Source organism: Brevundimonas basaltis, from assembly GCF_014202075.1.
Lineage (GTDB): Bacteria > Pseudomonadota > Alphaproteobacteria > Caulobacterales > Caulobacteraceae > Brevundimonas > Brevundimonas basaltis.
On the sequence record NZ_JACHFZ010000004.1, the window covers coordinates 155822 to 168859 of the forward strand.

Here is a 13038-nt window from a genome sequence, read left to right on the forward strand (position 1 = left end):
AGGCGGGAACGTCGGTCATGCGCGGCCGAGCGTCTTCAGCGCGAGACGCGTGGCCTCAGCAATTACGGCGTCGCGGCGGCTTGCGGAGAGGTCGGAGGGCGCGTCGTAGTAGATTGCGATGTGGATCGGGTCGCCCGAAGGCGGGTTGATGACGCCGATGTCGTTGGTCTGACCGGTTCCACCCGTCCCCGTCTTGTGGGCGACGGTCCAGCCGGACGGAACTCCGCCCTTGATCCGGTTCGCGCCGGTCGGGCTGTCGATCATCCAGCGACGCAGGCGCGTCAGCATCGGCTCTTCGAGTCGCGGCTCCATGACGCCAGCGCCAAATACACGGCCCAGATTGGCGACCGCCTGGGACGGCGTGATCGTGTCCTTGTCGCCGTCCTTGCGGTTCATCATCGGCTCAAGCCGGTCGACGGTGGTGCTCTGGTCGCCAATCGACCGGTACCAGGCGCGAAAGGCGTCGATGCCCCCAAGCTCGCGGATCAGAATGTTGGCGGCCGGATTGTCGCTGATTTCGACCGTTCCCTTGCACAGCTGTTCGATCGTCAACGTCGAGCCGATGGCGGGCTCGGTGACCGGCGCGTGGGAGACCATGTCGGCGGCGGTGATTGGGATAGCGCGGTCGAGCCGTTCCTCGCCGCGTTGAACGCGTTCCAGTGTGGCCGTCGCGAGGAAGGTCTTGAACGTCGAGCAGTAGTTGAAGCGCTCGTGGGCGCGCCAAAACGCCATATTCCAGTCGGATGCCTGCAGACCGATGCGGCCCCCGTCGGCGGCTTCCAGAGCGCTGAGATCCACCTCCCACGCCCCGGGGGTCTGACGGACCTCCGAAACGGGCGAGGCAGGCGCGAGGTCGCATCCTGCCAGCGCGAGCGCACCCATGCCGGTCAGGACGCTTCTGCGGTCCGCGCGGATCATGGTCAGGCGGCCGCGTAGCCGGAGGCGGCGACGCCGGACTGGGGCGCCGGGATCGAGGTCCCGTCGTCGGCGTATTCGTTCAGCTTGTTGCGCAGGGTGCGGATCGAGATGCCGAGGATGTTGGCCGCGTGGGTGCGGTTGCCGAGGCAGTGCGACAGGGTGTCGAGGATCAGCGTCTTCTCCATCTGCGCCACCGTCTGGCCGACGTGGGCGCGGGTGACGGCGTCGGCGACATGGGCGGCGCGGCCGGCGGGGCCGGCGTCATGGACCGCGGCGCCGTGCGCGCCCGCGCTGAGCGGCTGGCCATCCGGCAGGCGGATGGCGTCGACGTCGATCTCCGGCCCGACCGCCAGCAGCACGGCGCGGTGCATGGCGTTCTCCAGCTCGCGGACGTTGCCGTTCCAGCGGTGCGAGACGAGGGCGCGCTTCGCGTCGGCCGAGATCGGCTTGACCGGCACGCCGTTGGCGGCGGCGTATTTCTTGACGAAGTGGTCGGCCAACACCGCGATGTCGCCCGGCCGCTCGCGCAGGGCCGGCAGGCGCAGGTTCACGACGTTGAGGCGGTAGAGCAGGTCCTCGCGGAAGCTCCCCTCGGCGACCGACTTGGCCAGGTCGCGGTTCGAGGTGGCGATGATGCGAATGTCGACCGACACCGGCCTGGTCCCGCCGACGCGGTCGATGACCCGCTCCTGGATCGCGCGCAGCAGCTTGGCCTGCAGGCGGACGTCCATCTCGGAGATTTCGTCAAGCAGCAGGGTGCCGCCGTCGGCCTCCTCGAACTTGCCGATGCGGCGGGCCATGGCGCCGGTGAAGGCCCCCTTCTCGTGGCCGAACAGCTCGGATTCCAGCAGGTTGTCGGGGATGGCGGCGCAGTTGACGCTGATGAAGGGGCGCTCCGACCGCTTCGATCCGGCGTGGAGGTAGCGGGCCATGACCTCCTTGCCGACGCCGCTTTCGCCGGTGATCAGGATCGAGGCCTCGGACCGCGCCACCTGATCGGCCAGTTGCAGGACGGCCTTCATCGACGGATCGGCCGAGATCATGGGGCGCTCGTCGTCGGCGACGGCCGACAGGACGGCGGCGATCAGATCGGCCTCGGGCGGCAGGGGGATGAACTCCTTGGCGCCGGCCCGGATGGCGTTGGCGGCGTCCGTGGCGTCGGCGTCGACCCCGCAGGCGACCACCGGCACATGGATGCGCTCGTTCTCGTTGGCCGCGATCAGGGCCGCGATATCGACCCGATAGTCGACCATCAGCAGGTCGGCTCCCTGCCCGCGCCGGAGCTGTTCCGTCGCCTGGTCGCCGCGCTCGACGTGGCTGACCTTGGCGCCGTGCGCCATGGCCATCTTCACCGCCGTCGCCAGCTGTCCGCTGAGCCTGCCAACCACCAGAAGCCGCATCGGTCTTCTCCTCTAATCTCTACAACCGGCTGCCGATCAGGCGCCGGAATCTTCCGTCTTGATGATCTCCGTCATGGTCACGCCGAGACGGTCCTCGACCACCACGACCTCGCCGCGAGCGACCAGCCGGTTGTTGACGAAGATGTCGATGGCCTCGCCGACCTTGCGGTCCAGCTCCAGCACCGAACCGCGGTTCAGCTTGAGCAGCTGGGCCACCGACATGTGCGCCTTGCCGAGCACGGCGGAGATGTTGACGGGCACGTCAAAGACCGGCGCCAGGTCGCTGGCGGTCTTGTCGGTCGCCTCGTCGTTGACGGTGATCGCGGTGGAGTCGGCGAACTCCTCCAGGGCCATGGTGTCGGACGCCATTACGGCCTCCCTTCCGTTGTCGGTTCGGGGGTGAGGATTTCAGCGTGGCCGGCCTCGGCTGCGAGGGCGGAGTCGAGCGCCTCGCGCATGCGGGCGAAGGCGGCCCCGGGTTCGAATTCAGCGCGGCCGTCGGCCCACTCCAGCTGGAAGGCGGCGACCGGCAGATCGGCGTCCTCGCGGAAGGCCACCACGCCGGTGAAGCCGGCGTCGGCGCACAGCCGTTCGACGTGGGCGCGGCTGGCGTCGTCAAGCGGGCCCGAGCGGATAACGAGGCGGGGCGCGGCGTCGATTTCCTGACCGAGCGCCTCCAGCGCCGCCTGCAGCGGCCCGGTCGGGAACCGGTCCAACGCCGCGGCGGCGACGACGCGGGCGGCGGCCAGCGCCAGCTCGGCTGACTGCTCGCGGTGGGCGATGGCGATCCGGGTCAGGGACGGCACGGCGGCGGTCAGGGCCTCGCCGATCGCCGACAGGGCCATGGCCTGAAGGCTGGCGGCCTCGGCGAGGGCGGCGTTGCGCGCCTCCAGCCGGGCGTCGGCCAGCAGGGCCTCGACTTCCTCCGGACTCCAGGCGCGCTTCGTCGGGCGGAAGGCCGACGCCTGGACGACGACGCCCGAGGCGTCGAACTCGGTGTCGAAGACGAACGGGGTGCTGACGGGTTGAGCGGTCATGTCAGTAGATCAACTCGTCGTCCGCGCCCTGGCCGGCCAGCATGATCTCGCCCTTGGCGGCGAGGTCCTTGGCGACCTGGACCATGGCCATCTGGGCCTGGTCGACGTCCTTCAGACGCACCGGCCCCATGGTCTCCATGTCCTCGCGCATGATCTTGGAGGCGCGCTCCGACATGTTCGAGAAGAACAGGTCGCGCAGGGATTCCGAGGCGCCCTTCAGCGCCAGGCCGAGCGAATCCTTCTCGACGGCGCGCAGCAGGGTCTGGATGCCGCCGGGATCGAGCTTGGAGAGGTCCTCGAACACGAACATCAGGGCGCGGATGCGCTCGGCCGCCTCGCGGTTGCGCTCTTCCAGGGCGCCGATGAAGCGGGCCTCGGTCTGGCGGTCGAAGCTGTTGAAGATATCGGCCATCATCTCGTGGCTGTCGCGCTTGGAGGTGCGGGCCAGATTGGACATGAATTCGGTGCGCAGGGTCTGCTCGATCTTGTCGAGGATTTCGCGCTGCACCGGCTCCATGCGCAGCATGCGCTGGACGCATTCGAGGGCGAAATCCTCGGGCAGGCTGGTCAGGACGCGGGCGGCGTGGTCGGCCTTGATCTTGGACAGGACCACGGCGACGGTCTGCGGGTATTCGTTCTTCAGATAATTGGCGAGGACGGCCTCGTTCACATTGCCGAGCTTGTCCCACATGGTGCGGCCGGCGGGACCGCGGATCTCCTCCATCAGGCCTTCGACCCGCTCGGCCGGCATGAAGGCGGCGAGCAGGCGCTGGGTTTGCTCGTAGCTGCCCATCACCGCGCCCGAGCCGCTCATGCCCGAGACGAACTCTACCATCAGTTCCTCGACCACGTGCGCCGCGACGGTGCCGAGCGAGGCCATCGCCTGCGAGATCTCCTTGATCTCGTCCTCGTCGAGGCTCTGCCAAAGCCGGGTGTGGTCCTCGCCGAGCGACAGCAGGATGACGGCGGCCTTCTCGGGGCCCGTCAGTTTCCTGATGTCCTCGACCGCCGGTTTCTTGGTGACGAGCCGCGGCGACATCAGCCTTCGTGCACCCAGCTGCGCAGGATGGAGGTCGACTCGTCAGGATGTTTCTCGACGAAGTCGGCGACCTTCTTGACCGAGGAGGCCTTCACCTGACCCTCGATGCGGGCGATGTCGAGCCGCTGCTCCATTTCGGAGAGCGCGGGACCGGCCAGCTGGGCCATCTGCCCGCCGCCGGCGGCCATCATGGTGGCCTGCAGCGGCGTCACGGCGGGTCCGGCGGGCCCGGCCAACGCGGCCTGGGCCCCACCGCCGGTCGCGCTCTTCAGCAGCGGGCGCAGCACGAAGAAGATCAGCAGCACGCCGGTGATCAGCAGCACCAGCAGTTCGACGCCGCGCATCAGGTCGTTCTTGGTGAAGTCGAACAGCGACGATCCGGCCTCCGCCCCGCCGACGGCGGCGAGATCGCGGTTGAAGCGCAGGGCGGTGACCTGGACCACGTCGCCGCGCTCGGCGTCGAAGCCGACGGCCGCCTTGACCAGGGCCTCGATCTTGGCGCGGTCCTCTTCCGACACCGGGGTATAGACCGGCTCGCCGCCGGCCTCGGCGGGCGGGGCGTATTTGCCGTCGACGGCCACGGCCACGGCCAGCTTCTTGACCTCGCCGGCCTCCTTGATGGTGGTCGTGGTGGTGCTGGAGATCTCGTAGTTGGTGGTCTCGGTGTTCTGGGTGTCGCGCGAACCGATCGGGGTGGCGCCGGCCTCGGCCCCGCCCGGGATGTTGTTGGTCGCCGTCGCCCCGCCGTCGTTGACGCCGGTGGTGTCGGCGCTCTCGGAGCCGTTGGTCGAGGTCGAGCGGACGACCTGGCCGTCGGGGTCGTAACGCTGCTCCTGGGTGGTCGAGCGGCTGTGATCGATGTCGGCGGTGACCTGAACCCGGGCCGCGCCGACGCCGACGACGCCCTCGACGATGTCCTTGATGCGCGCCTGCAGCTGGGCCTCGGTCGACGATTTCGCCTCATCGGCCGAAGCGGCGCTGAAGCCGGCGTCGTCCGAGCCCGCGGCCAGGGTTCGGTTGGCCGTATCGGTCAGGGTGACCTTCTCGGGCTTCAGATTGGGCACGGCCGAGGCCACGACGTTGCGAATGGCCTGGACCTGGGCGCCGGTCAGGCCGCCGCCGGTGACGCCCACCACCACCGAGGCGGTCGGTGGGGCCGAGGCCGTCTGGAACAGCTGGCGCGACGGCAGGGCGATCAGCACCCGGGCCGAGGTGATGCCCCGCATATTCATGATGGTGCGGGCCAGTTCGCCTTCGAGGGCGCGCTTTTCGTTGAGGTTCTGCTGAAATTCGGTCTGGCCCAGCACCGACTGGTTGTCGAAGATCTCGTAACCGACGCTGCCCGAGGTCACGAGACCCTTGCCGGCGACCAGCAGCCGGGCTTCGCCGACCTGATCGCGGCTGACGAAGATGGTCGAGCCATCGCCCCTGGAGGAGTATTTGATGCCGGCGCTGTCCAGCGCGGTGGTGATCTCGGAAGCCTCGCGCAGATCGAGGTTGGAATAGAGCAGGGCGTCGGGAGCCTGGCCGATACGCAGCATGACCGCGACCAGCACCGCCGCGACGCCGGCGGCGACGCCCAGCACCACGGTCAGGCGACCGATCCCGAATCTCTGCAACGCCGCCGTGAAGCCGCCCACGCGTTCCGCCCCGATACTCGCGGGAGACCGAACACGCCCGCTAGGCAGAAACTGCCGCCTGCGTAGTAAACGAGCGGTTAAGAGTCAGGGCGAGCGGCGGTTTTGTATGGCGGCGCTGGCGCGATCCGGCGCAGCCCTAGAGCGGCCCCATGGCCATGAAGGCGCGGCCGGCGGCGAAGTCGCCCGCCTCGAACGGCGCCCGGGCCACGCTGCCGTCGCGGAAATGGAATTCGATCAGGAAGGTTTCGCGCGGGTCGAGGCCGGCCAGGCGGTCGGCGGCGGCGGCCGGGAATCGCCAGGCGTCGCCGGCGCGCCGGCCCTCGGCCAGCAGGGCGACGTCGGCGGCGGCGACGCCCGTGGCCCACACGCTGGCGCGCGAGGGAGCGGGGGCCAGACCATTGCCGGTCAGCCAGGCGCGCGGGGCCTTGGCCTCGTCGCGAAATACGATCCGCGCCGCATTCGGCCGCGAGCGGCCGACGAAGGAGACCACGGCTGTCAGGCTGGGCGCCTCACTCTCACTCCCGTAGCCGAAGGTCACCGGCGAGGCGCCGACGCGGGAGGCCTGCATCAGCCGCCAGCCCGGCCGGCTCCAGGCGTTCCGGTCGGCGACCCACGGGCGGGCCTTGCCGGGGAAGCTCATGCGCGGGGTGCGGGCCCAGCCCGAGAAGGCGCCGTCGACGCGCTCGCGGACAACAGCCAGCTGCGGATCGCGGCAGGATACGGCGCCGGCGCGGGCGACGGCGCGGGCGGCCACGGCCTTGAGCTCGGCCTCGGCCGCGCCCGAACGCAGGGCCGCGCCGCGCGCCTGGGCCGTGGCGGCGGTCAGGGCGGCGTCGACGCGGTCGTCGAACAGGTCGCAGCGGGCGTCGGCGGCGACCACAAAGGCGCGCTCGTAATAGGTGTCGGCGGGCCCCGCCCACGCCGGGGCCGACGTCGCCAGCACGGCGGCGGCGAGGAGGACGGCTTTGGCGGCGGCGGCGTTCTGGCCTATCGTCATGCACCGCACCCTACGCATCACGCGTTCCGGTCCGGTTTCCGATCAGGGTTAGCGAATTGCTTCTTTCCACCGACCTGTGGGCCGCCGCCCTGATCCGCCGCGCCGAACTGGCCGGGGCCTTCGCCACGGTGGCGCGAAAGGGCGACGCGCGGGCCGGAACGGTCATCGTCAAGACCTTCGACACGTCGAACCGCCGCGCCAGACTCTATAGTGAGGCTTTCGGACCCGACGGCGAACGGCTCTGGATGCAGCCGGTCGAGAGCGAGTTCGAGAGCGAGCTCGACGACTATCTCCAGCGCCAGATCCGCTACGACCCCGACCTCTGGATCATCGAGATCGAAGACCGCGAGGGGCGGCATTTCATTACGGAGAAGGTGTCAGAGCCCGAGATCAAACCGGGGGGTTAACGGCGCTCCGGCCAGTGCGAAATCCTTAACTGCGTTCGGGAACGGAACCGCAAGCGTGGGCGCCTATGGTCACATGCAACGGGCCGCAATGAGCCCGACATGATGGTGGGTTTCCTCGATGCTCTTTCTTCTGAACGACGTTGTGTTCGACCTGGACGAGGCCTGCCCGGTCACGCCCGGCGACGCGCGCCGTTTCGAGAAGCTGGGCTTCGACTATGTGCTGACGCTGGGCTGCGAGCTGTTCGCCGAGGACCCGCTGCTGCATCACAACGACCCGCAACGGGCGCGCCGTCTGGCGTGGATGATTCACGACCGCTCGCCCGAGATCAACGCCGCCCTGTTCGCCGCCCCGGCCGCGGCCTGCGATCCCGATCTGGTCGAGCCGCAGTTCTGCGCCCTGCCCGAGCCGGTCATGCGCCAGCTGAAGACCCGCGCCTCGAAGGGCAAGCTCGACGCGGTCGCCGCCGACAAGGCGGTGTGGATGCGTCTGGCGGCGTAACAACCACAAGGCTTGAACCGCACCGCGCGCCGACGGTAGGTTGTCCCTTCTGATGGAGGGGTAACGATGTTCACGGGCTTCAGGCGCGCGATCCTGTTTGCGATCGCGATTCTCTTCACGTCCGCCGCGAGCCCTGTTCACGCCGACTGGCGGCGGGCCGAAAGCCCCAGTTTCATCGTCTACTCGCAGGGCAGCGAGCACCATCTCCGCCGCTACGTGCGCAATCTGGAGATCTACGACTTCCTTCTGCGCCAGCGCATGGGCCTGCCGACGGCCACAGGCGGACGAAAGCTGCCGATCTATCTGGTGAATGGTCGGTCAGGAATTCTTCAGATCAATCCACGCACCGGCCCGAACGTGGCCGGGACCTATTTTCCGGTGGGTGAGGACATCTTCGCGGCGGCCTTCAATGATCGTGAACAGGATTACCTGTTCCACGAGTATTTTCACCATTTCAGCTATCAGCTGGCGTCGACGGCGGGCTACCCGGCCTGGCTGCTGGAAGGCCTCGCCGAGTATTTCATGACCGCGGAAATCTCGGAGACGAGCGTCAGGATCGGCGGCTACAACGAGGGCCGTGTCTACGGTCTATTCGACGCGACCTGGTTGCCGCTGGAAGACCTGCTGACCAAACGCGTGGGCGAAGTGCGCCGAACCCACCAGGCCAGCTATTATCCGGTGGCGTGGCTGATGACGCACTGGTTCATGAGCGACGACATCCGCCGCGCCCAACTTGCCGCCTACATCATGGATATTCAGCAGGGCGAGGAGTCCGTCGCCGCCATGGAGAGGGCGACCGGTCTGACGATGGACCAGCTTCGGCAGCAGCTTCGTCGCTACCGGCGTCTCACGATCGAAACCTATACCGCCGACTTCCCCGAAACCCCGGTGACGGTCACCCGGTTGCCCCGTTCTGCGGATGACCTCCTGCTCATCGGCCAGCGGCTCAAGGTCGGTGTCTCCGAGGACCAGCGGGCCGAGACGGCCGACCTCGTGCGCCGTCTCGCGGCCCGCCACCCCGACGATCCGTTCGCCCTGCTTCAGCTCGGCCATGCCGAACTGCACTTCGGCGATCCCGACGCCGGTGAAGCCATCTTGACCCGGCTTCTGGAGCGGGAACCCGAGAACGTTGAGGCGCTGCAACTGATGGCGACCCGCTTCACCCGTCTCGCTCGCGAGCGACCCGGAGAGACGATTCCCCTGATGAGGCAGGCGCGCGGCTACCTGGCCCGGGCCTACACCGTCGATCCGGGCCAGTACTACACCCTGCAGCTGCTCGCAGAGTCCCGGCAGGCTGATGACAGCTATCCGAGCGAGAACGACCTCCTGACTTGGGATCAGGCGTTTCAGCTCGCCCCCCAGCTCGCCACGATCCGCCTGGGATACGCCAACGCCCTGATGCAGGCCGAAGAGTTCGACGAGGCGGTCATCCTGCTGCGGCCGCTGGCCAACGCCGCCCACGGCGGCCGGGCCGCCGACATGGCCGCCGGATTGATGGAGCGCGCGGAGAATAGACAGCAGCCGCTCAGCGCCGAAGAGCTTGAGGCCGCCTCCGCTGAGGGGTCCGGCGAAGACAAAGGCGAGCCTGAGGGCGAAGGCGAGGAGACGCCCCCCCCGCCGCCTGGACCAGCCCGTTGAACACCCCATGCTACACGGGCCGCGCCCAAGGCGATCAGCCCGAAGCCGACGATCAGGCTGATGGCGGGATGAGGGCCGCCCCTCGGAGCCGCGGGTCGACGGGATGGTCGTGAGCCATGGCCGGTCCGTGTATCTCCGGACGCGGCGACCGGGTGCGTGACCGGACCGTCCCGCTCGCGGGAACCCTGACTCTGAAAGCCTTTCGGCTCGAGGGCGTATTCCCGTCGGGTGACATCCGGGCGCGCACACGCTAACTGCCGCCGCTCCCTCGCGAGGGCTTTCGCCCTCGCATCGGTGACTTTTCCGCGGAGCCGCGCTAGTTCGCGCGGCCCAAGGGATTGACCATGTCGAAACTGACCCTCGAACAGGAGGCCCTGCGCCGCAGGACCTTCGCCATCATCGCGCACCCGGACGCCGGCAAGACCACGCTGACCGAGCACATCCTGCTGGCCGGCGGCGCCATCCGCGCGGCCGGGGCCGTGCGCGCGCGCGGCGAAAACCGCCGCACCCAGTCCGACTGGATGAAGATCGAGAAGGAACGCGGCATCTCGGTCTCGGCGTCGGTGATGACGTTCGAGCACAACGACAAGATGTTCAACCTGCTCGACACCCCGGGCCACGAGGACTTCTCGGAAGACACCTACCGCACCCTGACCGCCGCCGACTGCGCCATCATGGTGCTGGACGCCGCCAAGGGCATCGAGCCGCAGACGCTGAAGCTGTTCGAGGTCTGCCGCCTGCGCGACATTCCGATCATCACCTTCATCAACAAGCTGGACCGCGAGGCCCAGGACCCCATGGCCCTGCTGGACGAGATCGCCAGCCGGCTACAGCTCGACCCCGCCCCGATCTGGTGGCCGGCCGAGAGCGGCAATCGCCTGCGCGGCATGGTCGAGATGGGCACCGGCCGTTTCCAGCCCTATGCGAAGAAGCCGGCCGGTTCGGCGGAGGACGTGCCGCATCCGGACGCCCTGCCGCTGGCCGAGGCCGCGCAATATTTCGAGGAGGGCGAGCACGCCGCCCTGGTCGAGGCGCGGGAACTGGTCGAGGGCGGTTATCCGGCCTTCGACCGCCAGTCCTTCCTCGAGGGCCATATGACGCCGGTGCTGTGGGGTTCGGCCCTGCGCCATTTCGGCATCGACGAACTGCTCGCCGCCATCGGCGAATGGGCCCCGCCGCCGAAGACCATGAAGGCGCACAAGGCTCCGCCCGCCGGAACCCGCAACCCCGCCGAGCCGGTCGCGACCACCGTGGAACCTGGCTCGACCGAGGTCACCGGCTTCGTCTTCAAGGTCCAGGCCAATATGGACCCCAACCACCGCGACCGCATCGCCATGTTCCGCATGGCCTCGGGCAAGTTCCAGCGCGGCATGAAGCTGAAGGTGCAGAACACCGGCAAGCAGCTGTCGGTCAACGCCCCGATCATGTTCTTCGCCTCGGACCGCGAACTGGCCGAAGACGCCTTTGCCGGCGACGTCATCGGCATTCCCAACCACGGCGTGCTGCGCGTCGGCGACAGCCTGTCGGAGAGCGGCCTGATCCGCTTCGCCGGCCTGCCCAATTTCGCCCCCGAAATCCTCCAGCGCGTGCGGGTCAAGGATCCGCTCAAGGCCAAACACCTGAAGAAGGCGCTGGACGGCTTGGCCGAGGAGGGCGTGACCCAGCTGTTCCGGCCCGAGGTGGGCAGTGACTTCATCGTCGGCGCCGTCGGCCAGCTGCAGTTCGAGGTCATGGCCGACCGGCTGGGCGAGGAATACGGGCTGGAGGTCATCTTCGAACCCTCGCCCTGGGCCGAGGCCCGCTGGATCGGTGGGGCCAAGGGGGACCTCGAAGACTTCATGGGCAAATACCGCGGCCAGATGGCCCGCGACATCGACGACGACCCGGTCTTCCTCGCCAAGTCGAGCTGGGAGACCGGCTATGTCATGGAGCGCTTCCCGAACGTGGCCTTCACGAAGACGAAGGAGCGGGGGTAGGGCTCGCCCCCACGGCCAAGCCGAACCACCCTCGCGGCGCTGCGTTTGCAATGCACGCGATAGGGACCACTGTCAGTCCCGAAGCGGGACGGAGCGCGGGTCACCCCATGTTTGAATTCGGCCGGGACCTGAGGAAATTGTTCGACAAAGCGCGCGAGAGCGACGACCTCGGCTGGCTGGAGCTGATCGGCGCCGACCTGGTCGAGGCCGAGGCGCGCCGCGAGGCGATCGACGCCGGCCGCGTGTCCTGCACCCGGCCGTTCGACAGCTGGCTCAGGGCGTCCGGCCTGTGGCGCGAACACGCCCGGCGGACCGGACGGCGCGAGAGCCTCGACCGGGCCGCGAAATGCGCTTCGGAAGCGACCCGGCACACCACAACGCCCGACCAGACCGCGGCGGCCGCGATCGAGTCCGGCGAGATCCATCTGCTGCGCTTCGACCTGTTCGGCGGGCCGGCGACGCTGACGGCCGCCCTGGCCGACGCCCAGTCCCTGACGGCCGAGCGGCCCGTCACCCGGGCGGCGGCGGCGGCGCTGCACGCGCGGCTGTGCGCGCGGCGGGCCCGGCTGTCGGGATTGCCCGCCAGTCTGCTCGACGCGGCGGCGCTGCTGGACGCGGCACTGCACGGCGCGAAGGTCCTGCCGCCCGTCGCCGCAGACGAGCTGCGGCTGGACCGCGCCGGACTGGCGCTGGAAGCGGGCGTGGCGCGGCGGGATCCCCGTTTGCTGGATCAGGCCGGGCGCGACCTCCGGGCGCTGGTCGAGTCGGCCTCGCCCGATTATCGGCCCCTGACCCGGGCGCGGGCCCTGGCGCTGGCCGGGGCCGGGTTGATGGCCCTCGCCGATCTGGCCGGCTCCGACGCGGCCCGGATGCAGGGCCGCGAGCTGTTCGAGGCCGCCGCCGACCAGTTCACGCCTGATCACAGCCCGCTCGACTGGATCGCCGTGCGCCTCGCCGAACCCGGGGGCGATACGCCCCTGCTGCTGCTGGCCGAGGCCGAAGCCCTGGGTCGCGAACCGGGGCTGATCCTCGGCGCCCTGGCGCGCGAACGGCGGCTGGCGGCCGAGGCCGTTCTGGCCGAGTCCACCGGCGACGTGGAGGCGCTGACCGGTCTCGAGGCGGTGATCCGCCGCCGGCTGTCGGCCGGAACCAGGACCGAGCCGCTCGACTGGGCCGCCGACCAGATCGGCATGGCCCATCTGGCCATGGCCAGGGGCCGTCTGACCGGAACGGAGCCGCGCGCCGTCGGGCTGATGCTGGCCGAGGCCATCGAGACCGCCCGCGAATGGGGCGCGCCGGCGCTGATGCGGCGCGCCGTGCTGGCGACGCCGGAGGTTGGAGCGTAGGGCTTAGGGCTTAGGGCTTAGGGCTTAGGGCTTGGGGCTTGGGGCTTAGGGCTTAGGGCTTAGGGCTTGGCTGGCTGAACTCGGGCGGCGAAGGCGGCAAGACATTCCTGACCCTTTCTGCCTACTCCCTACTCCCTACTC

12 protein-coding genes are annotated in these 13038 nt (G+C 69.1%); 5 read left to right on the forward strand and 7 right to left on the reverse strand.

The genetic code is table 11. From position 1 onward, the window contains the following. Window positions 1–15: 15 nt before the first annotated feature. The 7 genes from bla to HNQ67_RS10490 form a co-directional block, all read right to left on the reverse strand. Entirely contained in the window at window positions 16–918 is a 903-nt protein-coding gene (gene bla / locus HNQ67_RS10460) for a class A beta-lactamase (RefSeq protein ID WP_183255119.1), read from the reverse strand. 2 nt (window positions 919–920) lie between these two features. Further along, window positions 921–2318 (reverse strand): sigma-54-dependent transcriptional regulator FlbD, encoded by a 1398-nt coding sequence (gene flbD / locus HNQ67_RS10465; protein ID WP_183255120.1) that lies wholly within the window; start codon window positions 2316–2318, stop codon window positions 921–923. Window positions 2319–2354: 36 nt separating this feature from the next. Further along, window positions 2355–2687 carry a flagellar motor switch protein FliN gene (gene fliN / locus HNQ67_RS10470; protein ID WP_168045029.1) on the reverse strand — a complete coding sequence of 111 codons (333 nt, stop codon included), beginning with the start codon at window positions 2685–2687 and terminating at the stop codon, window positions 2355–2357. Beyond that, the gene (locus tag HNQ67_RS10475; protein WP_183255122.1) at window positions 2687–3355 is read right to left on the reverse strand and encodes a FliH/SctL family protein; all 669 of its coding nucleotides are present in this window, start codon (window positions 3353–3355) and stop codon (window positions 2687–2689) included. Before HNQ67_RS10475 ends, fliN begins: the two co-directional genes overlap by 1 nt. A 1-nt stretch (window position 3356) precedes the next feature. Further along, window positions 3357–4394 (reverse strand): flagellar motor switch protein FliG, encoded by a 1038-nt coding sequence (gene fliG, locus HNQ67_RS10480; RefSeq protein WP_183255124.1) that lies wholly within the window; start codon window positions 4392–4394, stop codon window positions 3357–3359. Next, window positions 4394–6034, reverse strand: coding sequence for a flagellar basal-body MS-ring/collar protein FliF (fliF, locus tag HNQ67_RS10485; RefSeq protein ID WP_183255126.1), 1641 nt, complete (start codon window positions 6032–6034; stop codon window positions 4394–4396). The genes fliG and fliF overlap by 1 nt, the downstream gene beginning before the upstream one ends. Before the next feature lie 136 nt (window positions 6035–6170). Next, window positions 6171–7031 (reverse strand): hypothetical protein, encoded by an 861-nt coding sequence (locus HNQ67_RS10490; protein ID WP_221247847.1) that lies wholly within the window; start codon window positions 7029–7031, stop codon window positions 6171–6173. A 56-nt stretch (window positions 7032–7087) separates the two neighbouring features. Between HNQ67_RS10490 and HNQ67_RS10495 the strand changes: the two genes are divergently transcribed. From HNQ67_RS10495 to HNQ67_RS10515, 5 genes are all read left to right on the forward strand, one after another. Then, window positions 7088–7438 (forward strand): DUF1491 family protein, encoded by a 351-nt coding sequence (locus HNQ67_RS10495; protein ID WP_183255127.1) that lies wholly within the window; start codon window positions 7088–7090, stop codon window positions 7436–7438. 118 nt (window positions 7439–7556) lie between these two features. Then, window positions 7557–7937, forward strand: coding sequence for a hypothetical protein (locus tag HNQ67_RS10500; RefSeq protein ID WP_183255129.1), 381 nt, complete (start codon window positions 7557–7559; stop codon window positions 7935–7937). 66 nt (window positions 7938–8003) lie between these two features. Next, window positions 8004–9575 carry a tetratricopeptide repeat protein gene (locus HNQ67_RS10505; RefSeq protein WP_183255131.1) on the forward strand — a complete coding sequence of 524 codons (1572 nt, stop codon included), beginning with the start codon at window positions 8004–8006 and terminating at the stop codon, window positions 9573–9575. A 344-nt stretch (window positions 9576–9919) separates the two neighbouring features. Then, window positions 9920–11551: a peptide chain release factor 3 gene (locus tag HNQ67_RS10510; protein ID WP_183255133.1), complete on the forward strand. Its 1632-nt coding sequence runs from the start codon at window positions 9920–9922 to the stop codon at window positions 11549–11551. A 137-nt stretch (window positions 11552–11688) separates the two neighbouring features. Continuing rightward, complete coding sequence (locus HNQ67_RS10515) at window positions 11689–12897, forward strand: hypothetical protein (RefSeq protein ID WP_246347551.1); 1209 nt, start codon at window positions 11689–11691, stop codon at window positions 12895–12897. Window positions 12898–13038: the final 141 nt, after the last annotated feature.